This is a genomic window from Haloglomus halophilum (assembly GCF_024298885.1).
Taxonomy (GTDB): domain Archaea; phylum Halobacteriota; class Halobacteria; order Halobacteriales; family Haloarculaceae; genus Haloglomus; species Haloglomus halophilum.
Genome location: NZ_CP101166.1, coordinates 1772205 through 1795642, shown reverse-complemented (window position 1 = coordinate 1795642; position 23438 = coordinate 1772205). Strand labels below are relative to the sequence as shown.

Here is a 23438-nt window from a genome sequence, read left to right as displayed (position 1 = left end):
CCCAGGTTCTCCCTGCCGACCCGCCCGACGACCGTCGATTGCCGGGGCAGTTATCAAGAGCCTCATATCATCGGAGGTACTTCCTTTGGCACCGATTCACAAGGACAGCTGTCATGAGTCGATACGCCGACGCCAGCCGGTCGCTCCGGCTCGACCCGGACAGCCAGTCGGGTGGCTACTTCCGCCACGCCGTCTACAACCACTGGGACCCCTACGAGGACATCGCCGACGACCTGCTCGCGCAGGACCGGCGGGCCCTCATGGAGGCCGACTTCGAGGAGGACGACTCCGACGCGCTCGCGCAGGGGCTCGCGCTGTTCGGCGCGGGCGAGGAGGCCGTGACCGAGGACCTCGCGCCGCTGGCCATCGCGCTCGACGACATCGACGACCAGCTGTTCCTCACCTCGCAGCTCTACGAGGAGGCCAAACACACCGCCTTCTTCGACCGCTACTGGCGCGAGGTGCTGTTGCCGGTTGCCGAGGAACGGGGCTGGGACCCCGTGAAGCCGACCGACGACCGCTACTTCATGGACGCCTACGTCGACCTGTTCGACGACGTCGAGGCGTCGATGCACCGCCTGCTGGAGGATGACACCCCCGAGAGCCGCGTGGACGCGTACTGCCACTACCACCTCGTCGTCGAGTCCGTCCTCGCGCAGACGGGCTACTTCGGACTGACGAGCGCGTTCCAGGAGGACACCTCCGAGGAGCTCATCCTCGACCACGCGCCGGAGGTCCCCCACCTCCCGGGGCTGGTCGAGGGGCTCAGCTACATCCGCAGCGACGAGGGCCGCCACGTCGGCTTCGGGATGCACAAGGTCCAGCAGCATATCGCGGAGGACGGCGTCGACCCACAGGGGGTGCAGGACGTCCTGCAGGCCCAGATGACGAACGTGGCCGACATCGTCACGTACGACGACGAGTTCATCAACCCGGTACCGCTCGTGGAGTACGCCCGCGACAAGCTCACGCGCCGTATCGAGATTATCACCGACGCCGACGCCGAGATACCGGACGTGGGCGAGCTGGTGGCGCTGGACACGGCCGACGAGCTCACCGCCGACTGAGCAGCGTCCCGGAGCCGACCCAGATGACAGATATTGGAGCGTACAAACCCCCAAAATGATATGCTCACTTTCCGAGACCAGAATAGATAGATTAGTTACCGCTTTTCAGACTTATTCGTCCGGGTCGAGGAACCCGTGGTACGGGCAGACGTACTCGTCCCGGATGATCTGCTCGTCGACGATATCGAGTCCGAGCTCGTCGAGTTCCCCGGCGATGCGGTTGAGGTCGTCGTGGCTCTGCCCGATGGCGTTCACGTAGACGTTCCGCTTGCCGGTCATGATCTCGCGGACGGCCGTGACACCGTGTATCTCCCGGGCCTGGTTGGCGAGTTCGTCCCGCTCCGTGACCGCGGCTGTACAGATGATCTTCGTGTACAGGGGGTAACCCGCCAGGTCGTAGTCGATATCGACGTGGTACCCGCGGATGATGCCGCTCTCCTCGAGCCGGTTGAGCCGGGTCCGGACGGTGCTCGAGGAGAGGTCGAGCTCGTCTGCGATATCGCTCGACGAGGTCCGTCTCGCGTCCTGCTGGAGGTGGTAGAGGATGCGCCGGTCCGTCGCATCCAGTTCGCCGTCCTTCATGCTTCCCCTGCGGGCCCGCATCCCGTATCAGTGTTTCCGCCGGAGGCCCGCGACGACCGACGGAGGTTCGAAGACAGTACGAGTATTTTGTAGCTTTTGAATGACAATCCGTCATTTCAATCCGCTAGTTTATGCACTTCCGTCATCTAACGTCGAGTAGCCCCCGCGGGCAACGCTCGCGGGACACCCACACCCATCATGAGTCTCAGCCGACCCACCGGCGGTGGCCGGACCGAGGAGGCGGAATCGAGCGAGTACTGCGTACTGGGCGGCGCTGTCGGCGCCGCCGTCGCCGACCAGCTCCGCGCAGACGGGCACAGCGTCGAGCTGGTCGACGCGACGGCGGACGCGGACGACGCGGGCGACGACCCGCTCTCGGCGTTCGACGACGACGCGCTGGCGGCGGCGTCGACGGTCGTGGTAGCGACCCGCTCGGACAGCCGCAACCTGCTGCTCGCCCAGCAGGTCAGCACCCGGTTCGAGGCCGACCAGATACTCGTGCTCGTCCACGACCCGGTCCGGCTGGCGCCGTTCGCGGCGGCCGGACACGACCCGGTCTGTGTGACCTCGGCACTCACCAGGACGGTGATCGAGGAGCTATGAAGGAGCTGGAACGGGACCTCGGGCTGCCCTCGGTGCTGGCCATCAGCATCGGCGCGATGATCGGCAGCGGTATCTTCATCCTGCCGGCGCTCGCGCTGGGCCTCGCCGGACCGCTCGTCATCGCCGCGTACGCGCTGGCGGGCCTGCTCGTGGTGCCGGCGGCGCTCTCGAAGTCGGAGATGGCCACGGCGATGCCCGAGGCCGGCGGCACCTACATCTACATCGAGCGCGGGATGGGCCCGCTGCTCGGCACCATCGCCGGTGCTGGAACGTGGTTCTCGCTGTCGTTCAAGGGCGCGCTCGCGCTCGTCGGGGGCGTCCCGTACCTGCTCTTGCTGGTCGACCTGCCGCTGCAGCCGGTCGCACTGGGGCTGGCGGCGCTCCTCATCCTCGTGAACGTCTTCGGGGCGAAACAGACCGGGCGGCTCCAGCTCGGCATCGTCGTCGTGATGCTGGCGGCGCTGGGCTGGTTCGCGGCCGGGAGCGCCCCCGCGGTCCAGTCGGCCAACTACGCCGGCTTCTTCGACGCCGGCATCGGCGGGCTGCTCGCCGCGACCGGCCTCGTCTTCGTCTCCTACGCCGGCGTCACCAAGGTCGCCAGCGTCGCCGAGGAGGTCGAGGACCCAGGACGGAACATCCCGCTGGGCATCCTCGGCTCGCTCGCGTTCACGACGGTCCTGTACGTGGTCATCGTGGCGGTCCTCGTGGGCGTGACCGACCCCGGTAGCGTCGCCGGGTCGCTGACCCCGGTCGCGGTCGCTGCCGAGGCCACTCTCGGGCAGGCGGGCGTGGTGGCGGTCATCCTCGCGGCCGTCCTCGCGCTGGTCTCGACGGCCAACGCCGGCATCCTCTCCTCGTCGCGCTACCCGCTGGCGATGAGCCGGGACAAGCTGGCCCCGCCGTCGCTGTCGGCCGTCAGCGAGCGCTTCGGCACCCCCGTCAACGCCATCACCCTCACGGGCGCGGTGCTGCTGGTGCTCATCGCGTTCGTCCCCATCATGGAGATCGCCAAGCTGGCCAGCGCCTTCCAGATCCTCGTGTTCGCGATGGTCAACCTCGCGGTGATCGCGTTCCGCGAGGGGAGCACGGCCTACGAGCCGGAGTTCACCTCGCCGCTCTACCCCTGGATGCAGGTGTTCGGCGTCGTCACGGGGCTGGGCCTGCTCACCCAGATGGGGACCGTCGCGCTCGCGGGAGCCGTGGTCATCACCCTCGGGAGCGTCGTCTGGTACCTCGTCTACGTCCGCCCGCGGGTCAGCAGGGAGGGCGCCGCGACCGACGCGATCCGCCGGCAGGTCGGCCGCGAGTCGCTCACGGCGGTCGAGTCCACCATGGACGAGGGGCGCCGCGAGGTGCTGGTCGCGCTGACGAAGGCGGGCGACCCCGACCGCGAGCGTGCGCTCGTCCGGCTGGCCGCCGACCTGGTCAAGCCCGACGACGGCCGTGTCGTCGCCGTCCGGTTCCAGGAGGTTCCCGACCAGCTACCGCTGACCGAGGAGGCGGCCGTCCAGTCGGCGGCCGACCGGTCGTTCGAGGCCCGGATGGCGTCGCTGGCCGACGACCTCGGCGTCGCTATCGAGGCCGACGAGGTCGTCAGCCACGACACCAAACACGCGGTCGTCAACGTCGCCGACAGCCGCGGCGTCGACACGGTCGTCGCCGAGCACGAGCCGCTCCGACTCCGTTCGCGGCTGCTCGGCGACCCCATCGACTGGGTCGTCCGGCACGCCCCCTGTGACGTGCTGCTGGTCGACAACCTCGGCTACGACGGGGCCGAGGCGGTCGTCCTCTCCGGGACGCCCCCGTATCCGGCACTGGCGGTGAACGTGGCCGGGGGCGTCGCGGCCGCCGGCGAGGGGTCGGTCTCGCTCTGGTACCCCGACGACGAGCCGACCGACGAGCGCCGTCGGACCGTCGAGGACTACCGGACGGAGCTCTCGGAACTGCTCCGCGTCCCGGTCCACGACACGACCACCCGCACGGACGGCGGTCGAGCGACGACCCCCGACCTGCTGGTGCGCGGCGGCGCCGGCGGCGGACTCCGGGACGCCCTGTTCGACGACCGGCCGGTGGCCCCCAGCCCGGGCTGCACCACGGTCACCGTCTACCCACACGAGTCGCGCCGCCCGCCGTTCCTGCGGCGGCTCCTCGAACGGGCGACCTTCTGACGGCGGCGGTACGCCGTCGGCCCGTTGGTCGTCACCGGCTCGTCCGGCGCCCGTCGCCACGTTCCCGGCTCACGACCCAGACACCCGCCCCGATGAGAGCGCCACCGGCGAGGAATCCGGGGGCGACCTGCTCACCGAGCAGGGCCGCGCCCAGCGCGATGCCGACGACCGGCTGGACGAAGAAGAAGACCGCGACGGTCCCCGACGGGACGAACTCCAGGCCCTTGTACCAGAGATACCACGCCGCCGCGGTCGCTGCCAGCCCCAGGTACGCCACCGCGAGCACGGCCTCGGACCCGAGTGCGACGGCGCCGACCCCCCGACCGAGGTACCACAGTTCGACGGCGGCCAGCAGCCCCAGCATGGGGACGGCGGCGAGGGTGGAGTACGTCGCGGCGGTCAGCGCGGAGTAGCGTCGGACGACGGCCACGCCCCGGACGGTGTAGCCGGCCCACGCGAGGCTCGCGAGGACGAGCAGACCGACGCCGACGGCGTTGCCGCTCGTGATGGCCGCGAGGTCGTACTGACCGGCGAGGACGACCACGGTGCCGGCTGCCGCCAGTCCGATACCGGCGGCTTTCAGCCGGGTGACGCGCTCGCCGAGCAGCGCCGCACCGAGGACGACCACGAACACCGGTGTCAGCACGGTCAGCAGCGACCCCTGGCTCGCGTTCGTCAGGTCCGTCCCGAGGAACTGGGTGGCGATGGTGAGCGCCACCCAGCCGCCGAGCTCGACGAACGCCGGCCAGTCGGCCCGGTCGACCCCCGAGTGGCTACCGGGACGCAGCAGAGTGACGGCCCGGAGCCCGAGCCACAGCGCGGCGCCGCCGAGTGCGACCCGGCAGAAGCCGAGCGTGACCGGCGGGACGAGCGCGAAGCTCCACTTGCTGACGACGTACATGCCACCCCAGAGGGCGGCGGCGGCGAGCGGGCCGAGCGCGAAGGCATAGTGGCGGAGTCCCGTCACCGTCGGCTCAGGCGCCGCCGAGGTAGAGTCGCCCGACCTCGTCGTTGTCGAGCAGCGTGTCCGCGTCGTCCTCGAACCTCACGGTCCCCTGGTCGAGGACGTAGCCGCGGTCGGAGATGGCCAGCCCCTCCTTCGCGTTCTGCTCGACCATCAGGATGGCCGTGTCGAGGTCGTTGACGGCCTCGACGTGGCCGAACACCTCCTGTGCGGTGTTGGGTGCCAGCCCCGCCGAGGGCTCGTCGATGAGGAGCACGTCGGGCTCCATCACCAGCGCGCGGGCGAACGCGAGCACCTGGCGCTGGCCGCCCGAGAGCGTGCGGGCCTTCGCCTCCCGCTTCTCGTCGAGGAGCGGGAACCGGTCGTACAGCCGGCCGATGACCTCGTCCAGCCCCCCCTTCCGGGCGACCCCGCCCATCCGGAGGTTCTCGTCGATGGTGAGCGAGCCGAACACGTTGTCGGTCTGGGGGACGTAGCCGATACCGATCCGGACGATGTCCTCGGGCGACATCCCGCCGATATCGTCGCCGTGGTAGGTGACCGTCCCGGCCCACGGCGTCAGCATCCCGAACACCGTCTTGAGAACGGTCGACTTCCCGGCCCCGTTCGGGCCGATGAGGCAGACGATCTCCCCGGGACCCAGGTGGAGCGAGCAGTCGTCCAGCACCTGTACCTCGCCGTAGCCGCTGTCGACGCCCGACACCTCGACGACGGGCTCCGTGTCACCGGTCCCGGCGCTCGTGCCGGCCCCGTCGCTGGTCGTGGACGCCGCCTCGGCGCCCGTGGCGGTTCCGTCCGCGTCCGCGTTCGTGGGTGGATTCTCGCTCATGGTCAGCCTCCGAGATACGCGTCGATGACTCTGTCGTCGGTCTGGACCTCGTCGGGCGTGCCCTCCATCAGGACGCTCCCGCGGTCCAGCACGATGACCGGGTCCGCGAGGCTCATCACGAACTCCATGTCGTGCTCGATGAGGAGGAACGTCGTCCCCTGGTCGTGGAGCCGGCGGATCTGCTCGGCGAGCTTCTTCCGCAGGGTGGGGTTGACCCCGGCGGCCGGCTCGTCCAGCAGGAGGATGTCCGGTTCGGCCAGCATCGCGCGGGCCAGCTCGACCAGCTTCATCTGCCCGCCGGATATCTTCGTCGCCGGCTGGGTGGCGAGGTGGTCGATCTCGAACTCGCCGAGGATGCGCTCGACGTCCGCGAGGTTCCGCGCCTCGTGTTCGCGGACCTCGTCGGGGGCGGTGAACAGCTTCACGAACGACTCGCCGGGCTGTCGCTGCGGGCCGACCAGCATCGCCTCGCGGACGGTCATCCCCTCCAGCTTGCGCGGGGTCTGGAACGTCCGGATGAGACCGTGGTCGGCGATCTCGTACGGTTCGAGGTCGGTCACGTCGGTGCCGTTCACCTCGACGTGGCCCGAGTCGGGCTCGTAGAAGCCCGAGACGAGGTTGAACAGCGTGGACTTGCCGGCCCCGTTCGGGCCGATGAGCCCGGTGATGGTCCCGCGCTCGACCTGGAAGCTGGCGTGGTCGGTCGCGACCAGCGCGCCGAACGCCTTCACGAGGTCGTGGGCCTCGAGGACCACGTCCTCCTTCGAGCGGTCGGCGCCCGACCGGGGCGATGCGGGCGATGCGGTCTGGGTCGCCGCCCCCGCCGCAGCCGCCGATGTCGGGTCACCCGCCGACTCCGATTCGGAGTCGGGCTGTGGCTCAGTCATCGCTCTCACCCGCCTTGCTCCCGCGGACGCCGCGTTCGGGCTGGGACGGGGCGTCGTCGACGACGCCACGCCAGATGAGCTCTCGCTGTGGCGGCAGCACGCCCTGGGGCCGGAACCGCATCAGCAGGACGATGATGACGCCGATGAGGAGCAGCCGCAGCGGCGCCACGTCGACCGGAATCCAGCCGAACTCGTTGAGGAACCGCGTCCCCTGCTGGATGGCGACGATGACGAAGCCACCGAACAGCGCCCCGCGGTTCGAGCCGCTGCCGCCCAGGATGACGGCCACCCAGACGTAGAACGTCGTGATGGGGTTGAGGTCGCCGGGGCCGACGTAGAGGTTCAGGTGTGCGTAGAACACGCCCGCCAGCGCCATGATGAGGCTGCCGAGGACGAACGCCTGCATCTTGTACGAGTAGGTGTTCTTCCCCAGCGCGCGGGCGGCGTCCTCGTCCGAGCGGATGGTCCGCAGGACGCGTCCCCAGGGGGAGCGGTGGACCCGCCGCAGAACGAGATAGCAGATGCCCACGAGCGTGAGCACGAGGGCCACGTTCAGCAGCGCCTGCCAGAAGTTCGTCCCCAGCACGATGGTCGGGCCGGGCAGCGCGGTGATGATGACGCCCGGCATCGTCTCCGGGAACGTCTCCAGGACCGGCCAGCCCTCGAAGAAGCCCGGGATGCCCCGGACCCCGGCGCTCCCGTTGGTCAGCCAGCCCTCGTTCAGGATGATGATGCGGACGACCTCCGCCAGGCCGATGGAGGCGATGGCGAGGTAGTCCGCGCGGAGCCGTAGCGTGGGGATGCCGATGAGCAGCGCCAGGACGCCGGCCAGCACGAGTGCGACGAACAGGCCGACGACCGGCGGGATACCGCCTGCCAGCGGCGACGAGCTCGCGCTCGCCAGCGCCGTGCCGTACGCGCCGATACCGAAGAAGGCGGCGACGCTGAAGTTGATGAGCCCGGAGTAGCCCCACTGCACGTTCAGTCCGAACGAGAGCAGGGAGTACATCCCGGCCAGGCCGACGAGGAACAGGAAGTACGACGGCCCGATGCCACCGGTGAGCAGTCCCAGGAGCAACAGCAGCGCGAACCCGAGGACGAACGCCAGCACGCCCTGCTCGGGCCGGGTGAGGTCCGCCCAGTACCCCTTCGGGTCGGAGACGAGCGACATCTCAGGTCCCCTCCCCGTCCCCGGCGATACCGTTCGGTCGGAACAGGAGCACGACCACCATGATGAGGAACGCGAGGGCGTTCGCGTACTCGAGGCCGATTCCCCAGCCGTCGGGCACGATCGGCAGCAGCGCGCCGACCCCCGAGAGGAGCGGCGTCAGCTGGTTGATCATCCCGATGAGGACCCCGCCCAGCATCGCGCCGTACACCGACCCGATGCCGCCGAGGATGACGGCCGCGAAGATGACCAGGAGCAGGTCGAACCCCATCCGCGGGGCCAGCCGGCCGTAGAGGCCGAGGAAGACGCCGCCGGCGCCGGCCAGTCCGGCGCCGATGACCCAGGTCCACAGCTTCACGCGGTCGGTCCGGATGCCGCTCACCCGGGCGAGGTCGGGATTGTCAGCCATCGCGCGCATCTTCCGCCCGAGGTCGGTGTACTGCAACAGGACGTGGAGCCCCGTCACCAGCACGACCGCCGAGACGAAGATGGCCACGTCGTGCTCCGTGACCCGGATACCGTACGGCAGGAGCGCCTCGATTGGCCGGAGCGCCTGGATGTCGTAGCGGGTGAAGTCGGAGCTGAACCCCATCTGGATGACCGCCCGGTAGACGAAGGCGATGCCGATGGAGGTGATGAGCAGGCCGATGGACCCGACGTCCAGGCCCTCGTAGACGACCTTCTCCGTGACGACGGCCACGACGGCGGCCATCGCGATGCCGACGGCCAGCGCGACGAAGAAGCCGAACGGGAGGCCGAGTATCGCGCCACCGAGGCCGCCGACCGCGCCGAACGTGACCAGCGCCGAGTAGGCGCCGACGGTCATCGTGTCGCCGTGGGCGAAGTTGGCGAAGCCGGCGATGCTGTACACCAGCGAGAGCCCGATGCTCCCCAGCACGATGATGCTGCTGTAGATCAGCCCGTTGGCGAGTAGGTCGAGCACCATTCCCCTTCAGCCTTCGATGAAGCCGATGCCCTCGTAGGAGTGGTTCTGGACCTCCGTGATCTGGAGGAAGCCGACCGGGTCGCCGTTCTCGTCGAGGTCGATGGGGCCGCTGACCCCCTGGTAGTCGACGTCGCTCGCACTCCCGCCGTCGACGAGAATCTCGGCGCCCGCCTCGAAGGAGGTGACCTGCTCGCCCTCCGGGCGGGTCACGTCGCGGACGACCTCGGAGAGGGCCGCGCCGGTGAACTCGTCGGCGGCCAGGATGGAGAGCGCCGCCGTGACGACGCAGTCGTAGGCGTACGCCGACCACGCCGTGGGAGCCTCGTCGTACTCGCTCTCGAACTGGGAGGCGAAGTCCTGGTAGTTCTGCTCCTCGACGGGCGCGGAGGGGACGACGATCTTCATCCCGTCCATGCTCCCCTCGGGCGTGTTCTCCAGCACGTTGTCCCCCGAGACGGAGTCGGCGCCGTACAGTTGTGGCTCGTACCCGTTCGAGAACATCTCGTTGACCATCGTGGCGTACTCCGCCTGGTAGGTGATGAACAGCCAGGCGTCGGCGCCCGAACCGTTCATCTCGGAGACGAGCCCGGAGTAGGACTGCTGGTCCTGGTCGTGCGGGTTGTCGTACGCGAGGTCGCCGTCCCACGCGTTCTTGAACGCGTCGGCGAGGCTCGACCCGTAGTTGTTGTTGACGTAGGTGAGTGCCACCTCGTCGTAGCCGTCGTCCGCGATGATGTTCGCGAGCGCGGTCGCCTGCGTGCGCCCGGTCGGGGACATCCGGAGGAGGCCGGGGAAGTCCGTCAGCCCGAGCCCGGTGGAGTTCTGACTCAGCTGGACCACGTCGGTGCCGCTGATGACGCTCTCGTAGATGGCGAGCGAGACGCCGGAGCCGACCGCCCCGATGACGAACGGGACCCGGTCCTGGTTGACGAGCTTCTGGGCCGCGGAGACGCCGCCCTGGTTCTCCGACTCGGAGTCCTCGACGGTGATGGCCAGCTCGCGCCCGTCGAGGCCGACCTCGTTGACCGCCGCCAGCGCGAGGTCCTTCCCACGCTGGTTGCGCTCGCCGAACGCCGACAGCGAGCCGGTCAGCGAGTCGATCATCCCGATGGTGTACGGGCTGCTCCCGCCATCGCCACCGTCGCCACCGTCACTACCGCCGCCGTCGCCGCCGTCGCCACCGTCGCTGTCCGTGGTGGAACAGCCGGCGATGCCGGCGATACCGGCTGTGCCGGCGAGTGTCAGCAGCGTCCGTCTATCGAGTTCCCGGATGGTATCTCGTGACATACTGTCTACTGGTACAGGGCGTCAGACGGGCCTCAACTAGCGCCCGACCATGGTCGGGAGCGACGACGTTCACCCGTCCAGTGACGGTCCGGCCGTCTTGTGTCCGGCAATAACGTGTCAGGAAGATTTGGTCGGGTCGTGTTATACGAGGGGCCGGCACGTTCGACCCGTATGATTCCCCCCATCGCCAGCAACTTCGTGGCGGGCGAGACGGCGGCCGACGCGATGGACCACGCCGACGACCTGAACGAGCGCGAGGTCGGCGCCATCCTGAACCTGCTCGGCGAGCACTACGAGGACCGCGCCGACGCCGATGCCGACGCCGACGCGTACGTCGACCTCGTCGAGGCGCTGGCCGAACGGGACACGGACGCCTGTATCTCCGTGAAGCCGAGCCAGATCGGACTGGAGGTCGGCGACCACGCGTTCGAGGAGAACCTCGCGCGCATCGTCGACGCGGCCGACTGCTTCGTCTGGATCGATATGGAGGACCACGAGACGACCGACGTGACGCTGGACGCCTTCGAGCGCCACGCCCGCGAGACGGACGGGAACGTCGGCGTCTGCGTCCAGGCGAACCTCAAGCGCACGCGCGAGGACCTCGAACGCCTCGCCGAACTCCCGGGGAAGGTCCGGCTCGTGAAGGGCGCCTACGAGGAGCCCAGAGACATCTCCTACCGGAAGAAAGCACGCGTCGATGAGGTGTACCGGGAGTACCTGACATACATGTTCGAGGCGTTCGAGGACGGCGTCGCCGTCGGGAGCCACGACCCGGCGATGATCGACCTGGCGAAGCAGCTCCACGCCGAGCACGGCACGCCCTTCGAGATCCAGATGCTGACCGGCGTCCGCGAGGAGGCCCAGTTCGAACTCGCCGAGGCGTACCCCGTCTACCAGTACGTGCCGTACGGGAGCAAGTGGTTCTCCTACTTCTACCGTCGTATCCGCGAGCGCAAGGGGAACGCCCTGTTCGCGCTGCGGGCGGTCATCGGGCGGTGAGTCAGGGGTCGAGCAGTTTCGCCTCCGCCTTCCGCAGGTGCTCGAGGAGGGTCGTCTTCGAGACGTCGAACTCGGCGGCCAGTTCGCGGGTCGAGGCCGCGCGCGGCCACTCGTAGTAGCCCATCTCGCGGGCGCGCTCGAACACCTGCCGCTGCTGGACGGTGAGCGTGTCGAGTCGCTGGTCGCGGGGGGTGAGCCCGCCGCTCTCGCCCGTCGTGATGGAGTCGATCGCCACCTCGGCCCCCGCCTGCTCGCGGACGCCGTCGAGGGCGGTCTCGATCTCCGAGCGGTCGTCCACGAAGCAGACCTGCCACTCCTCGCGCCCGTCCTCGATGCGGACCGGCGCGCTGTGGACGAACCCGTACTCCAGCAGCGTCGGGCAGACCATGTCGTCGGGGTCGTACTCCAGGAAGAACTCCCGGACGACGTTGCCCGGGACACTCCGTTCGCGGCCGAACCGCTCCTGGAGCTGCGAGAGCTCGCCCGCGTGCTCGGACGCCTCGATGGCGTCGAGGAGCTGCTCGACCTCGTGCTCGGTGTCACCGAACGCGGTGAACAGCCCCTGGACCGTCGTGGGGTTGTCCCCGTCGGCCCGAGGTGAGTTGTAGATCGCGTGTGCCAGTACCCCGCCGCCGGTCTGTCCGGTTGCCTCGATGGCCCAGCAGTTCGGGTGCCAGAGGTCGAGGGTCAACCGCGTCGTGCTCCGTTCGACAGCAGCCATGTGTTGGTATCGCTCCCAGAGGGTATCCATGTGTCGGGCTCACGAACCCCGTCCCGACCATGGTCGGGTTCGCGCTCGTCCGTCCGGAAACCGTCGGATAGTGGGACGCTCCTGACGGACCGCCCATGGTCGGACGGGTGCTTTCGGCCGGTGGGTCGGTACAGGGACCAATGGCAGCGCCATCCCAGCACTACATCGACGGCGAGTGGACCGACGGCCACGGGGCCGAGACGTTCGAGAGCGAGAACCCCGCGACGGGGGAGACGCTCGGCGAGTTCCAGCGCGGCACGCCCGCCGACATCGAGGGGGCCATCGCGGCCGCGGCCGACGCGTACGAGGAGTGGCGCGAACTGTCGCGCATCGACCGCGCGGAGTACCTCTGGGACGTCTACCACGAGCTGCGTGACCGGACGGACGAACTCGGCGAGGTCGTCACGAAGGAGTGCGGCAAGGAGATAAGCGAGGGCCGCGCGGACATGGTCGAGGCCGCGCACATGGTCGAGTGGGCAGCCGGCGACGCGCGCCATCCCAGCGGCGACATCATCCCCTCCGAAATCGCCGAGAAGGACGCCTACATGCGGCGCAAGCCCCGCGGCGTCACCGGCTGCATCACGCCGTGGAACTTCCCTATCGCCATCCCGTACTGGCACATGGCCGTCGCGCTGGTCGAGGGGAACACCGTCGTCTGGAAGCCCGCCGAGCAGACGCCGTGGTGCGCCCAGATCGTCGCGGAGATGTTCGAGGACGCCGGCCTCCCGCCGGGCGTGTTCAACATGGTCCAGGGCTTCGGCGACGCCGGCAACGCCATCGTCCAGTCCGACGACGTGCCCACCGTCCTGTTCACGGGGAGCGCGGAGGTCGGCCACAGCATCGCCGACGCCGTCGGTTCGGATTCGGGCAAGCGCGCGGCCTGCGAGATGGGCGGGAAGAACGCCGTCGTCATCACCGAGCACGCGGACCTGGATATCGCCGTCCACTCCGCGGTGATGTCCTCGTTCAAGACGACGGGCCAGCGCTGTGTCTCCGCCGAGCGGCTCATCGTCCACACCGACGTGTACGAGGAGTTCAAGCGCCGGTTCGTCGATATCGCCAGCGACGTGGCTGTCGGCGACCCGCTGGAGGAGGACACGTTCATGGGGCCGCTCATCGAGGCTGAACACCACGAGAAGGTCACGCAGTACAACGAACTCGCCGCCGAGGAGGGCGTGAACGTGCTGGTCGACCGGACGGAACTCGGCACCGACGAGATTCCCGACGGCCACGAGGACGGCCACTGGGTCGGCCCGTTCGTCTACGAGGCCGACCCCGACGCCGACCTGCGCTGCACGCAGGAGGAGGTGTTCGGCCCGCACGTCGCGCTGCTGGAGTACGACGGCGACATCGAGCGTGCCGTCGAGGTCCAGAACGACACGGACTACGGCCTCGCCGGGGCCATCGTCTCCGAGGACTACCGGCAGATCAACTACTACCGCGACCACGCGGAACTCGGGCTGGCGTACGGCAACCTGCCGTGCATCGGGGCCGAGGTGCAACTGCCGTTCGGCGGCGTCAAGAAGTCCGGCAACGGCTACCCCTCCGCCCGCGAGATCATCGAGGCCGTCACCGACCGCACCGCGTGGACGCTGAACAACTCGACGGAGATCCAGATGGCGCAGGGACTCTCTGCGGACATCATCACCGAGGACGACTAGTCGGGGCTGCGGGGTCCCGGTTCCACGCTGTTCCTCGGCCCACACCGGAGTTAACACCCCCGCCGTCGTCTCCCGTCGCGTGAGCGACGAACACGACCTCGACGACGATGGCCCCGTCCACTACGAGCGTGACGGGCCGGTCGCCGTCATCACCATCGACCGGCCGGAGCGGCGCAACGCCATCGACTACGAGACCAGTCAGCAGCTCCTGGACGCGTTCACCCGCGTCGAGGAGACCGACGCGACGGTGGCGGTCCTCACGGGCTCCGAGGGCACCTTCTCGGCGGGGGCGGACCTGAAGGCGATGGACCTGCAGGACTCCCCGGAGGGGTGGCTCGGATTCACCCGCACGCGCTGCGAGGTGCCCGTCATCGCCGCCGTCGAGGGGCACTGCGTCGCGGGCGGCATCGAGATGGCGTGCTGGTGCGACATCCGGGTGGCCGCGAAGGGAGCGACGTTCGGCTGCTTCGAGCGCCGCTTCGGCGTGCCGCTGGTCGACGGTGGCACCCAGCGCCTGCCCCGCATCGTCGGGCTGGGCCGCGCGCTGGACATGATTCTCACGGGCCGCGCGGTCGACGCCGAGACCGCCGAGCGGTGGGGCCTCGCCACCCGGCTGGCCGACGAGGGCGAGGCGCTGGAGACGGCCGTCGAGCTGGGCAAGCGACTCGGGGAGTTCCCACAGGACACGATGCTCTCGGATCGTGACGCCGTCTACGACGGCATCGGGACGCCGCTCCAGCAGGGCCTCGGCCTGGAGGGCTGGCACGGCTCGCGCGTGCTGCGGACGGCCGAGGCCGGCGCCGACCGGTTCGCGGGCGGCGAGGGGCGCAGTGGCGAGGGAATCGAGGACCTCGACGAGGGATGACGCTCCGCGTGTTGGGGGGCCGCGATGCGGCGTCGCGGCCCAGGCCGGAGCCGGAGCGGCCCGACGCGGCCGGGAGAGCCCAGCAGTCGGGCTGACGGACCAACTGGCGAGCAGGCGGCGCGACCGCTCCTCCTCCGGACCGTGCGCCGCGCTGGTCGAACCGGGCGGGACGGTGGGTCCCGCGTCGGGTCGGCGGCCCGGGGATGACTCGTCAGGGCACACGGGGGCTGGTCCCGGCATCCGATTTCAAGCTACGGGCGCCAGCCGCGGTCCGCCCCGGTATCCGGGCCGTTGCGCGTGCCACAAGCACCAAACCACACCCCCGCGTAGCGGCGGGCGATGGAACAGGGGGCCGATGCGGAGACGGACGGCGACGCCGGACACGAAGTCGCCGAATCGGGCACACCAGCGCCGGACCCGGACGCCGCACCACACGACGAGGCCGAGCGCCCGGACGGGCACGCCGAACTCGCGTCGCTCCTCTCGAACGAGGACCTCCTCCTGAGCCAACAGCCCCACGCGCCGGACCGCGACGAGGTCTTCGTCACCGACGACGGCCGGGCGCCCGACGCCGTCTTCCCACAGTCGGTCGCCTCGGGCGGACCGACACGGGAGGGCGTCATCCTCTGGACCCGCATCGACCCGGAATCGTTCGACCCTGACGAGCCGCTCGGCATCGAGATCGCCCACAGCGGCGACTTCGGCGAGGTCGTCTATCGTGGCGTCGTCGACGACACCGGCCGCATCCGGGCCCACGACCACGTCGTGAAGGTGGACATCGACGGGGCACTGGAACCGAACCGGGAGTACCGCTACCGGTTCGTCTACGACGGCGTCGCCTCGCGGGTCGGGACCTGCCACACGCTCCCGGAACCGGACGCCTCGCCCGACTCCCTGCGATTCGGCGTGCTCGCCTGTCAGAACTACCTCAACGGCTACTACCCGGCGCTGGGCCACGTCGCCGAGGAGGACCTGGACTTCCTCATCCACGTCGGGGACTTCATCTACGAATCCGGCGCCGGCGAGTTCAAGGGCCTCGACAGCCGCGACTACCCCGACCGGAACATCGACCTGCCCAGCGGCGAGGACCGGGTGCAGGACCTGGCCGACTACCGCTACATCTACCGCACGTACCGCTCGGACCGGTTCCTCCAGCGGGCCCTGGAGGAGCACACCCTCATCGCCGCGTGGGACGACCACGAGATCGCCAACGACATCTACTGGGACCCGGAGACGGACGCCCCGAAGGCCGACCACCCGCGAGGCGAGGACCCGGAGTTCATGACGAAGCTGACCGCGGACGCCATCCACGCCTGGTGGGAGTTCATGCCCGCGCGGCTGGGCTACGACCCCGAGGCCGAGTCCCTGCAGGACCGCTTCCAGCTGTGGCGCTCGTTCGAGTTCGGGGACCTGCTGAAGCTCGTGATGACCGACGAACGCCTGTACCGTGACCCGCCGCGCGACGTGTTGCCGACGGCGACGAACTGCCGCCCGGAGAACGAGCCACCGGGCCGCACGATGCTCGGTGAGGACCAGCTCGCGTGGTTCCTCGCGCAGATCCGCGACTCCGAGGCCCGCTGGACCGTCTGGTCCGACGAGGTACTCACCATCCCCTTCCGGCTGGGCATCGGCCGAGCCTCCATCTTCCCCGTTCAGGGCGGCTGGGACGGCTACACCCGCGAGCGACAGTACATCAAGGACAAACTCCGGGAGTTCTCACCCCGCAACTTCGTCACGCTCACGGGCGACATGCACTGCTACATCGCGGGCTACAAGAAGACCGAGTACGGCGGGCCCGTCACCGAGCGGCTGTTCGACCCGGGGGAGCGCGTCGGTGTCGAGTTCATGACGCCCGCCGTGTCCAGCCTCAACGTCGCGGAGGCGCTCGGCATGACCGATGGGCTGGTCGGCCGCATCACGGAGCCGCTCCTCCGCAGGTTCGTCACCGCGCAGAATCCGCATCTGGAGTTCTTCGACTCGCACCACTGGGGCTACTCCGTCGTCGAGTTCACCCGCGAGGACTGCACCTACGTCGCCTACGGTGTCGACAAACACGAGAACGCGATGGATGCCGAGCGTGAGGTCATCGCCGCGTATCGGGTCCCCGACGAGGAGGTAGAGCTTATCGATGTGACGGACGACTACGCAGTTTAGATGGGAACGTCACGACCTCCGACGCAGTTCGGTCCCCAGATGCAGACCTCACCCGGAGACGGGCATCATGGCTCTGTCTCGGATGCATCCTCCCGATCGACGTTCGACCCCTCCTGCTGGGCCGAGAAGACCAGATACGCGGCCGCCACCGCGGCACCGAGGATGGCCGTGACGCCGGCACCGAAGATGAGGAGGCCGACGTTCGGCACGCCCATGATGATGGCGCCGACGGCGACGAACTCGAGGCCGACGAGGAAGGTCACGCCGACGATGATCCAGACGGCGATGGGGCCCAGCAGCTCGCCGACGCCGTCCTCGACGGCCAGCCGGGTCGTCGTGTAGAGCCCGCGGTCCATGTTCCCCGGGAGGTCACCACCGAAGATTCCACCCGTCAGGAGTTTGCCGACGGTCGCACCGAGCGAGGGGCCGGAGTCGTCGTCGCTCATACCCGCGGCTTCCGGGCACGAGATATGAACCTGACGTGTCACGATGGCGTCCCGCGAGCCGGGCTGCCAGCTCGGTGTGAGGACCCGTCACGGGGTCGGGGAGGATAACGCGGCTCCTGCCGGTGGGTCAGTGGAGATGGCGGCTCAGTTGAAGTCCTTCATCACAAGGGGCTGAGTGGGGGTAACCGTCATCATCGCCGCCACCACCGCTACTGGTCCGAAGGTGAAAAATCGCACTCACTCCGGCCGTCCGACGGGCCCACTTACCGGAGTCGACCGAGCAGTTCGTAGTCGTGGTCGGGCGTGTACTTCCGGAACAGCAGGCTGTTCGCCAGGACCGAAACCGACGAGAACGCCATCGCGACGGCGGCGAGAACGGGCTGGAGCAGGCCGAGCGACGCCAGCGGGATCATCGCCGTGTTGTAGCCCAGCGCCCAGAACAGGTTCTGCTTGATCTTCGCGAGCGTCCCCTCGCTGATGCGGATGGCCTTCACGACGTCGAGCGGGTCGTCGCGCATCAGCGTAACGTCCGCGGCCTCGATAGCCACGTCCGTCCCGCTGCCGATGGCACAGCCGACGTGCGCCACGGCCAGCGCCGGGGCGTCGTTGACGCCGTCGCCGACCATCATCGCCTTGCGGTCCTCGGCCTGGATGGCCTCGACCGCATCGGCCTTGTCCTCGGGGAGAACCCCGGCGCGGACGTTCTCGGGGTCGATGCCGACCTGCTCGGCGACCGCGCGGGCGGTCCGCTCGTTGTCGCCGGTGATCATCATCACGTCGGTGCCGCGGTCCTGCAGCTGGGCGACGGAGTCCTTCGCGCTCTCCTTGACCGTGTCGGCGTCGGCGACGACACCGAGCAGTTCACCTGCGTCGCTGCCGGCGGGTCGTCGGGCGACGAGCATCGCGGTCTTGCCCTCGCTCTCGAGGCGCTCCATCACCTCGTCCGCGGGCGAGGAGTCGATACCGGCTTCCTGGAGGAGCGTGCGGTTCCCGACCAGCACCTCGTCGCCGTCGACCGTCGCCCGGACACCCTGCCCGGGCACGTTCTCGAAGGCCTCGGCGTCACCGAGTTCGAGGCCGCGCTCCTCGGCCCCCTCGACGATGGCGCGGGCGAGGGGGTGCTCGCTGTCGCGCTCGGCGCTGGCCGCGAGCCGGAGCACCTCGTCCTCGTCGACGCGGTCGCGGGCGACCGTCTGCCCACCGTCGGCAGCGGGCTCGCCGCCGTCGGCCGCCGCCCGGTCCTCGGGCCCGACCGCGACCACGTCCGTGAGGCGCATCTCGCCCTTCGTCAGCGTGCCCGTCTTGTCGAAGACGACGGTGTCGACGTCCTTCGCGCGCTCGAGGATGTCACCGCCCTTGAACAGGACGCCGTTCTGTGCGCCGATGGTGGTCCCGACCATCGTGGCGGCAGGCGTCGCCAGCCCCAGCGCGCAGGGGCAGGCGATGAGGACGGCGCTGGCGAAGACGACGACCGCGAACTCGAAGACCGACAGCGCCGCCGGGCCGCCGCCGACCAGCCCCCACAGTGGGAGCGCGCGGACGAAGTCCGCGAGCGCCTCGGGGAACAGGAACCAGACGGCGGCCCACAGCAGAGCGTTGAGGATGACCGCCGGGACGAAGTACGCCGAGATGCGGTCGGCGAGGTTCTGTATCTCGGGCTGGCGGGACTGGGCCTCCTTGACCGTCTGGACGATCTGCTGGAGCGCCGTGTCCTTCCCGACCTTCGTCGCCTCGACGACGAGGACGCCGTTCTCGTTGATGGTGGAGCCGACGACCTCGTCGCCATCGGCCTTCTCGACCGGGACGGACTCGCCGGTGACCATCGACTCGTCGACGGCGCTCTGCCCATCGACGACGACGCCGTCGGTGGGGATCTGCTCGCCGGGGCGGACCTTCATCCGGTCGCCGACAGCCACCTCCTCGACGGGGACCTCGCGCTCGGAGCCGTCCGCATCGACCAGCGTCGCGGTGTCGGCCTCCATCTCCAGCAGCGACCGGAGCGCCGCGCCCGCCTGCCCCTTCGAGCGGGCCTCGAGGTAGTTCCCGAGCGTGATGAACACGAGGATGAGCGCGGCCGTATCGAAGTAGAGCCCCTCGCTCGCCAGGAGGTCCAGGAGGACCACGACCGAGTAGACGTACGCCGTGGACGACCCCAGCGCGATGAGGACGTCCATGTTCGCCGTCCGGTTCTTCACGAGCGCGTTGTACGAGTTCCGGTAGAACGGCCAGCCGAGCACGAGCTGGACGGGCGTCGCGAGCAGGAACTCGACCCAGCCGAACTCGATGCCGAAGACCCGGTCGGGGAGGATTCCGCCGCCGAGCAGGAGCTTCTCGACGAGGAAGAACAGCATCGGGGCCGCCAGCGCCGCGCCGAACAGGGTCAGCCGGAGTTGCTTGCGTATCTCCGCGTTCCGGGCGGCGTCGCGACGGTCCTCGCTGGATTCCTCGCCGCCGTCGCCGTCGTCCTCGCGGACGGGCGAGTAGCCGGCGTCCTCGATGGCGGCGTAGCAGTCCGCGAGGCTCGCCTCCGCCGGGTTGTACGTCACCTGCGCCTCGTCGGTCGCGAAGTTCACGTCGGCGCTGACGACGCCCGACGTCCGCTCGAGGGCCTCCTGCACCGTCTCCGAGCAGTTCGCACACGACATGTCCGTGATGGCGATGCTGACGGACTCGGTGACCGGCGTGTAGCCGGCGTCCTCGATGGCCGCGACGATGCGACCCAGCGAGACCGTCTCCGGGTCGTACGCGACGCTCCCCTCGTCGGTAGCGTAGTTGATGTTCGCCTCGGACACCCCGTCGAGCCCCTCGACGGCATCGGCGATGCTCTGCGAGCAGTTCGCACAGCTCATCCCCTGGATGTCTATCTGGCTTCGGTGCTGGCTCATTGTGTAGTGATACGGGCCCCTCGTTCAATCGGTTTCCCCTTTCGATTGTTCTGCTACGAAGGCGTTCAACCTTCGATGCCAAATTGAGTCTGAGTTTCTGATTCGGTTCATCGGAACCACCGCCGCGCTCTCCGGGTACTGTCTCGGGCGGCCGAGGCCTACATCCGGGTCGATTCCTTCGCCTCCTCGGCGTGCTCCAGCGCCAGCTCCAGCTGTCGCCGGTGGAGTGCCTCCAGCTCCTCCGGGTCGGCGTCATTCAGCTGCGTGGTGACCTCCACGCCCGGAAGACTGGTCTTGAGCTTGTTCCCGCCGTCGCCCGCGATATCGTCCAGGTCGATGTCCATACCGGGACTCCGGCCGGCGGTGACTTAGGAATTGACCCGCGGACACGGGCGCCCCGCCGCCGGGCGGTTCTTGTGCCCGGCGGGTGTCCGCCGCGTATGGCCGGGCCATCCCTCGTCGTCCTCGGGGTCGCGAGTATCGTCGTGCTCCTCGCGTTGAGCGCGTTCTTCTCCAGCAGCGAGATCGCCGTCTTCTCGCTGTCGCCGGAGTGGATCGACGAGCGCGCCGGGGCGGGCGACGGCGATGCTCGCGCGCTGGCACGCCTGCGCGAGAACCCCCATCGCCTGCTCGTGACGCTTCTCGTCGGCAACAACCTCGTCAACGTTGCCCTCTCCAGCATCGTGACCGTCCTGCTGGCCCAGTACGTCTCCGGCGGGGTTGCGGTAGCCGCCACGACGCTGGTGGCGGGGTCGGTGGTGCTGGTGTTCGGCGAGATCGTCCCGAAGTCGTTCGGCCTGGGCAACGCCGAGCGGTACGCGCCGGTCGTGGCGCGACCCATCCGGCTGGTCGAGCTGGCACTCCTGCCGCTGGTCGTCCCGTTCGACCTGCTGACGCGCTCGATGGGGACCGCGCTCGGTGGGGACGCCGACATCGAGGAGCCGTACACGGGCGACGAGGAGGGCGCGCCACCGGCGGGTGACTGACTACGCCGAGGGCCGCGGCCAGTCCGCGCACTCCGCGGCTCGCTCGGCCACCGTCGGGACGCTGTCCGCGGTGAGAAGCCCCTCCTCGGTGCAGTAGGCGTCGACCAGCGTGGGCGGCGTCACGTCGAACGTCGGGTGCTCGACCGTCAGGGTAGCGGGCGCGTCGGCCCCGTCCAGCAACTCGGCCGGGTCGCGGGGTTCGAGGGCGGCCTCGTGGCCGGGCGGCGCCACCTTGTCCGTGTGGGCCGCGACGTAGACGGGCACGTCCTGGGCGGCGGCAGCGCTCGCCAGCGTGCGCGTGCCGACCTTGTTGACGACCGACCCGTCCGCGAGCACCGTGTCCGCGCCGACCAGCACCGCGTCCACGTCGCGTGCGTCGAGGGCATGCGCCACACCCGCGTCGGCGCACAGCGTGACGGGCGCGACGAGCGCGTCCGCGAGGGCAAGCGCGACCGCGCGGCCCTCCCCGCCCGGACGCGACTCCGCGACGACGACCCTGGCGGCCACCCGACCCAGCAGTTCGCGGACGGTCCCCGACCGGGAGAGCGTCGCCACGACGCCGTCGCCCCAGTTGGCCCGCCGGCCCTCACCGACGAGGCGGCGCCCGGCGGGGTCGAGGTTCGCGAGGACGTGCTCGGCCGCCTCCTGCACGGCCCCGGCCGACCGGACCGGGCCGCCGCTCGACGCCTCGCCGGCATCGTGCTCGCCGGCGGCCAGCCACATCGTCCGGTTCACCCGGTTCGCGACGACGGCCATGCTCTCGCGGGCCGCCAACAACTCGTCGGCCAGCGCCGCGAGCCGCGACCAGCCGCCCCCGTCGTCGGGCAGGGTGGCCGGCGCGTCTACGCCCGCGCCGAGCGCCGCCGCCGCGTCGCGCACCACCTCCACCGCACGCCGGGAGACGTACTCCGAGCCATGGTCGCGGTCCTCGCGCACGGCCGCCACCGTGGGCGCGGCCCGGCGGTAGGACTCCCACAGGCGGGGGACCGTCTCGCGGTCCAGAATCGCGGGCGCCCCGACCCACTCGTACTCCGTGGTCTCCTCGTTGGTCGTCACGTCCCGGGTCGGGCAGTCGAACAGGAACGGGGTGACGCGCCAGGTCCCGTGGTCGGGGTCCTCGACGGGAAACGGGGGGCCGCGCCGGACGAACGCCAGCGCGTCCGGGTCGAGGCCCGTCTCCTCGCGTATCTCCTCGCGCGCCAGCCGTTCGGGGTCGCCCTCGGCGTGCCCCGCGACCGCGCCCCACTGCCCGCTGTAGGAGCCCACCGCGTCGCTCCGGCACAAGAGGAGCACGTCCGAACCGTTCCGCAGGAAGACGGTGACGACGCCCGTCTCGTCCTCGTCGGTCATGCGCGGTGGGTCGGTGCCCGTGGTGATAACGGTTCGACCGGAAACGGGGGTCGAGTCGTACGCACCGTGCTGGCTCGGTCGCGTGCTCGCACCGAAGTGCTGCCCGGACGGGACTGAACGGGGCCGGCCGTTCGGCGGTCCCCCGGCGACACAAGCAACTGGACTGCATGCCCGGAACAGGAAGCGCGCAGCGAGCCGTGGGACCCCGAGTGGAACCAGGCACCGAGCGCGGCGCCGAGCCAGCACGGTGTGGACGATTCCCTGGGGGACGCACTTTTGCCCCACGCGAGAGAGCACCCGACCATGTCCACCCGCGTCGCCATCATCAGCGACACCCACATCCCGTCCCGCGCGAGCGAGATTCCCGACTGGGTCCTCGACGAGCTGGATGCGGCCGACCTGGCCATCCACGCCGGCGACTTCGACACGTACGACTCGTACGACCGCGTCCAGGAGGTCACACCCGACCTCACCGCGGTCCTCGGGAACATCGACCCGCAGGACCTCGACGTGCCGGAGGTCGCTACGCTCGACGTAGAGAGGGTCCGGTTCGTCGTCACCCACGGCACCGGCGACATCGCGGGCTACGAGGAGCGAGTCGGCGGCATCGTCGCCGAGCACGCGGCCGAGGACCGGCTCACCGTCGGCGTCTCCGGCCACACCCACCAGCAGGCCGAGTGGGAACACGAGGGCTACACCTGCTACAACCCCGGGACCTGCACCGCGGCGGACCCCGCGACCATCGCGGCCATGATGGTCGCCACCGTCGACGGCGAGACGCTCGATATCGAGAAGCGACAGGAATCGGTCTGAAAGGACAGAGCCCGACTATTGCGGAGC

The 23438-nt window shown here is 69.6% G+C and carries 21 protein-coding genes; 9 read left to right on the top strand and 12 right to left on the bottom strand.

All coding sequences use genetic code 11. From position 1 onward, the window contains the following. Positions 1-113: 113 nt before the first annotated feature. On the top strand, positions 114-1067 hold the full coding sequence (locus NL114_RS08710; RefSeq protein WP_254824398.1) for a ferritin family protein: 954 nt from the start codon (positions 114-116) through the stop codon (positions 1065-1067). 111 nt (positions 1068-1178) lie between these two features. Here NL114_RS08710 and NL114_RS08705 read toward each other — a convergent pair whose 3' ends face one another. Next, positions 1179-1649 carry an Lrp/AsnC family transcriptional regulator gene (locus tag NL114_RS08705; RefSeq protein WP_254824397.1) on the bottom strand — a complete coding sequence of 157 codons (471 nt, stop codon included), beginning with the start codon at positions 1647-1649 and terminating at the stop codon, positions 1179-1181. A 198-nt stretch (positions 1650-1847) separates the two neighbouring features. Here NL114_RS08705 and NL114_RS08700 point away from each other — a divergent pair, with 198 nt between their 5' ends. After that, positions 1848-2252: a hypothetical protein gene (locus tag NL114_RS08700; protein ID WP_254824396.1), complete on the top strand. Its 405-nt coding sequence runs from the start codon at positions 1848-1850 to the stop codon at positions 2250-2252. Next, entirely contained in the window at positions 2249-4420 is a 2172-nt protein-coding gene (locus tag NL114_RS08695) for an amino acid permease (protein ID WP_254824395.1), read from the top strand. The genes NL114_RS08700 and NL114_RS08695 overlap by 4 nt, the downstream gene beginning before the upstream one ends. Positions 4421-4451: 31 nt before the next feature. Here the strand turns inward: NL114_RS08695 and NL114_RS08690 are convergent, their stop codons facing one another. The 6 genes from NL114_RS08690 to NL114_RS08665 are packed head-to-tail and all read right to left on the bottom strand — an operon-like array spanning position 4452 to position 10501. After that, positions 4452-5387 (bottom strand): DMT family transporter, encoded by a 936-nt coding sequence (locus tag NL114_RS08690; RefSeq protein ID WP_254824394.1) that lies wholly within the window; start codon positions 5385-5387, stop codon positions 4452-4454. A 7-nt stretch (positions 5388-5394) separates the two neighbouring features. Beyond that, on the bottom strand, positions 5395-6213 hold the full coding sequence (locus NL114_RS08685) for an ABC transporter ATP-binding protein (protein ID WP_254824393.1): 819 nt from the start codon (positions 6211-6213) through the stop codon (positions 5395-5397). A 2-nt stretch (positions 6214-6215) separates the two neighbouring features. Further along, a complete protein-coding gene (locus tag NL114_RS08680) occupies positions 6216-7100 on the bottom strand; it encodes an ABC transporter ATP-binding protein (RefSeq protein ID WP_254824392.1) in 885 nt (294 codons plus the stop codon). Further along, on the bottom strand, positions 7093-8271 hold the full coding sequence (locus NL114_RS08675; protein ID WP_254824391.1) for a branched-chain amino acid ABC transporter permease: 1179 nt from the start codon (positions 8269-8271) through the stop codon (positions 7093-7095). The genes NL114_RS08680 and NL114_RS08675 overlap by 8 nt, the downstream gene beginning before the upstream one ends. Position 8272: 1 nt before the next feature. Then, positions 8273-9214 (bottom strand): branched-chain amino acid ABC transporter permease, encoded by a 942-nt coding sequence (locus NL114_RS08670; RefSeq protein WP_254824390.1) that lies wholly within the window; start codon positions 9212-9214, stop codon positions 8273-8275. Positions 9215-9220: 6 nt separating this feature from the next. After that, positions 9221-10501, bottom strand: a complete 1281-nt coding sequence (locus NL114_RS08665) for an ABC transporter substrate-binding protein (RefSeq protein WP_254824389.1) — start codon at positions 10499-10501, stop codon at positions 9221-9223. A 171-nt stretch (positions 10502-10672) separates the two neighbouring features. On the opposite strand from NL114_RS08665, the gene NL114_RS08660 reads away from it, so the two are divergent. Next, on the top strand, positions 10673-11500 hold the full coding sequence (locus tag NL114_RS08660) for a proline dehydrogenase family protein (RefSeq protein WP_254824388.1): 828 nt from the start codon (positions 10673-10675) through the stop codon (positions 11498-11500). Between the two features lies 1 nt (position 11501). Here NL114_RS08660 and NL114_RS08655 read toward each other — a convergent pair whose 3' ends face one another. Beyond that, positions 11502-12221: a helix-turn-helix domain-containing protein gene (locus tag NL114_RS08655; RefSeq protein ID WP_254824387.1), complete on the bottom strand. Its 720-nt coding sequence runs from the start codon at positions 12219-12221 to the stop codon at positions 11502-11504. 170 nt (positions 12222-12391) lie between these two features. Between NL114_RS08655 and NL114_RS08650 the strand changes: the two genes are divergently transcribed. The 3 genes from NL114_RS08650 to NL114_RS08640 all read left to right on the top strand — a co-directional run bounded on the left by NL114_RS08650 (position 12392) and on the right by NL114_RS08640 (position 16931). After that, positions 12392-13912 (top strand): aldehyde dehydrogenase family protein, encoded by a 1521-nt coding sequence (locus tag NL114_RS08650; protein ID WP_254824386.1) that lies wholly within the window; start codon positions 12392-12394, stop codon positions 13910-13912. A gap of 79 nt (positions 13913-13991) precedes the next feature. Further along, positions 13992-14777 carry a crotonase/enoyl-CoA hydratase family protein gene (locus NL114_RS08645; protein WP_254824385.1) on the top strand — a complete coding sequence of 262 codons (786 nt, stop codon included), beginning with the start codon at positions 13992-13994 and terminating at the stop codon, positions 14775-14777. Between the two features lie 339 nt (positions 14778-15116). After that, positions 15117-16931 carry an alkaline phosphatase D family protein gene (locus NL114_RS08640; protein ID WP_254824384.1) on the top strand — a complete coding sequence of 605 codons (1815 nt, stop codon included), beginning with the start codon at positions 15117-15119 and terminating at the stop codon, positions 16929-16931. A gap of 65 nt (positions 16932-16996) precedes the next feature. Here the strand turns inward: NL114_RS08640 and NL114_RS08635 are convergent, their stop codons facing one another. The 3 genes from NL114_RS08635 to NL114_RS08625 form a co-directional block, all read right to left on the bottom strand. Further along, the gene (locus NL114_RS08635; protein WP_254824383.1) at positions 16997-17377 is read right to left on the bottom strand and encodes a hypothetical protein; all 381 of its coding nucleotides are present in this window, start codon (positions 17375-17377) and stop codon (positions 16997-16999) included. Positions 17378-17640: 263 nt separating this feature from the next. Beyond that, the gene (locus NL114_RS08630) at positions 17641-20262 is read right to left on the bottom strand and encodes a heavy metal translocating P-type ATPase (RefSeq protein WP_254824382.1); all 2622 of its coding nucleotides are present in this window, start codon (positions 20260-20262) and stop codon (positions 17641-17643) included. A gap of 158 nt (positions 20263-20420) precedes the next feature. Next, the gene (locus NL114_RS08625; protein ID WP_254824381.1) at positions 20421-20606 is read right to left on the bottom strand and encodes a hypothetical protein; all 186 of its coding nucleotides are present in this window, start codon (positions 20604-20606) and stop codon (positions 20421-20423) included. A 96-nt stretch (positions 20607-20702) separates the two neighbouring features. On the opposite strand from NL114_RS08625, the gene NL114_RS08620 reads away from it, so the two are divergent. Next, positions 20703-21248, top strand: coding sequence for a CNNM domain-containing protein (locus NL114_RS08620; RefSeq protein ID WP_254824380.1), 546 nt, complete (start codon positions 20703-20705; stop codon positions 21246-21248). On the opposite strand, the gene NL114_RS08615 is transcribed toward NL114_RS08620, so the two are convergent. Continuing rightward, positions 21249-22598, bottom strand: coding sequence for an eIF2B alpha/beta/delta subunit family protein (locus NL114_RS08615; RefSeq protein WP_254824379.1), 1350 nt, complete (start codon positions 22596-22598; stop codon positions 21249-21251). Between the two features lie 303 nt (positions 22599-22901). Here NL114_RS08615 and NL114_RS08610 point away from each other — a divergent pair, with 303 nt between their 5' ends. After that, positions 22902-23411 (top strand): metallophosphoesterase family protein, encoded by a 510-nt coding sequence (locus tag NL114_RS08610; RefSeq protein ID WP_254824378.1) that lies wholly within the window; start codon positions 22902-22904, stop codon positions 23409-23411. Positions 23412-23438: the final 27 nt, after the last annotated feature.

Bases quoted from the DNA above. Each gene is read 5' to 3' on its own strand.
- NL114_RS08710 (WP_254824398.1), top strand. From the start codon at position 114: ATGAGTCGATACGCCGACGCCAGCCGGTCGCTCCGGCTCGACCCGGAC.
- NL114_RS08705 (WP_254824397.1), bottom strand. From the start codon at position 1,649: ATGAAGGACGGCGAACTGGATGCGACGGACCGGCGCATCCTCTACCAC.
- NL114_RS08700 (WP_254824396.1), top strand. From the start codon at position 1,848: ATGAGTCTCAGCCGACCCACCGGCGGTGGCCGGACCGAGGAGGCGGAA.
- NL114_RS08695 (WP_254824395.1), top strand. From the start codon at position 2,249: ATGAAGGAGCTGGAACGGGACCTCGGGCTGCCCTCGGTGCTGGCCATC.
- NL114_RS08685 (WP_254824393.1), bottom strand. From the start codon at position 6,213: ATGAGCGAGAATCCACCCACGAACGCGGACGCGGACGGAACCGCCACG.
- NL114_RS08680 (WP_254824392.1), bottom strand. From the start codon at position 7,100: ATGACTGAGCCACAGCCCGACTCCGAATCGGAGTCGGCGGGTGACCCG.
- NL114_RS08675 (WP_254824391.1), bottom strand. From the start codon at position 8,271: ATGTCGCTCGTCTCCGACCCGAAGGGGTACTGGGCGGACCTCACCCGG.
- NL114_RS08670 (WP_254824390.1), bottom strand. From the start codon at position 9,214: ATGGTGCTCGACCTACTCGCCAACGGGCTGATCTACAGCAGCATCATC.
- NL114_RS08665 (WP_254824389.1), bottom strand. From the start codon at position 10,501: ATGTCACGAGATACCATCCGGGAACTCGATAGACGGACGCTGCTGACA.
- NL114_RS08660 (WP_254824388.1), top strand. From the start codon at position 10,673: ATGATTCCCCCCATCGCCAGCAACTTCGTGGCGGGCGAGACGGCGGCC.
- NL114_RS08655 (WP_254824387.1), bottom strand. From the start codon at position 12,221: ATGGCTGCTGTCGAACGGAGCACGACGCGGTTGACCCTCGACCTCTGG.
- NL114_RS08650 (WP_254824386.1), top strand. From the start codon at position 12,392: ATGGCAGCGCCATCCCAGCACTACATCGACGGCGAGTGGACCGACGGC.
- NL114_RS08640 (WP_254824384.1), top strand. From the start codon at position 15,117: ATGGAACAGGGGGCCGATGCGGAGACGGACGGCGACGCCGGACACGAA.
- NL114_RS08635 (WP_254824383.1), bottom strand. From the start codon at position 17,377: ATGAGCGACGACGACTCCGGCCCCTCGCTCGGTGCGACCGTCGGCAAA.
- NL114_RS08630 (WP_254824382.1), bottom strand. From the start codon at position 20,262: ATGAGCCAGCACCGAAGCCAGATAGACATCCAGGGGATGAGCTGTGCG.
- NL114_RS08625 (WP_254824381.1), bottom strand. From the start codon at position 20,606: ATGGACATCGACCTGGACGATATCGCGGGCGACGGCGGGAACAAGCTC.
- NL114_RS08620 (WP_254824380.1), top strand. From the start codon at position 20,703: ATGGCCGGGCCATCCCTCGTCGTCCTCGGGGTCGCGAGTATCGTCGTG.
- NL114_RS08615 (WP_254824379.1), bottom strand. From the start codon at position 22,598: ATGACCGACGAGGACGAGACGGGCGTCGTCACCGTCTTCCTGCGGAAC.
- NL114_RS08610 (WP_254824378.1), top strand. From the start codon at position 22,902: ATGTCCACCCGCGTCGCCATCATCAGCGACACCCACATCCCGTCCCGC.